General features: G+C 40.5%; 1 protein-coding gene (running past one end of the window). It reads left to right on the top strand.

Translation table 11 applies throughout. The annotated features are described in order from the left end of the window. The coding region annotated (locus ACKTTV_RS10015) for a Calx-beta domain-containing protein (RefSeq protein WP_408030706.1) crosses the window boundary (this coding region is incomplete at its 5' end): on the top strand, nucleotides 1-916 show 916 of its 7,546 nt. The annotated region continues 6,630 nt past the right edge of the window.

Raw genomic sequence — 916 nt, 5'->3', positions numbered from 1 at the left:
TATTACGGTTGCAGAAGGAAGTACAGCAAACTTTACTGCTACCTTAAGCAATCCATCACAATATGATGTTACTTTTGATGTTACTACGAGTGATGGTTCAGCCACGGCAGGGGATGATTATACAGCTCAAAGTAGTGTAAGTTATACGATTCCAGCAGGAAGTACTACGGTAACAATTCCAGTGGTAACGATCAATGATACTACGTATGAGCCAACAAATGAGACGTATACTGTTACGATGAGTAATGTAAGTATTGGTTCAACTCCAGCAGAGGCAATTACAACAACTGACTTGGTAGGAGCCGGAACGATTACTGATTTAGGTGATAGTGCACCGACGATTAGTATTGATGATATTACTGTTGCAGAAGGAAGTACAGCAAACTTTACTGCTACCTTAAGCAATCCATCACAATATGATGTTACTTTTGATGTAAGTACGAGTGATGGTTCAGCCACGGCAGGCGATGATTATACAGCTCAGAGTAGTGTAAGTTATACGATTCCAGCAGGAAGTACTACGGTAACAATTCCAGTGGTAACGATCAATGATACTACGTATGAGCCAACAAATGAGACGTATACTGTTACGATGAGTAACGTAAGTATTGGTTCAACTCCAGCAGAAGCAATAACAACAACTGACTTGGTAGGAGCCGGAACGATTACTGATTTAGGCGATAGTGCTCCAACGATAAGTATAGATGATATTACGGTTGCAGAAGGAAGTACAGCAAACTTTACTGCTACCTTAAGCAATCCATCACAATATGATGTTACTTTTGATGTAAGTACGAGTGATGGTTCAGCCACCACAGGCGATGATTATACAGCTCAAAGTAGTGTAAGTTATACGATTCCAGCAGGAAGTACTACGGTAACGATTCCAGTGGTAACGATCAATGATACAACGTAT

Source organism: Tenacibaculum xiamenense (assembly GCF_964513065.1).
GTDB classification, from domain to species: Bacteria; Bacteroidota; Bacteroidia; order Flavobacteriales; family Flavobacteriaceae; genus Polaribacter; species Polaribacter xiamenense.
Note: the sequence above shows the minus strand (reverse complement) of the source record. Positions and strands in the feature narration are given on the sequence as shown.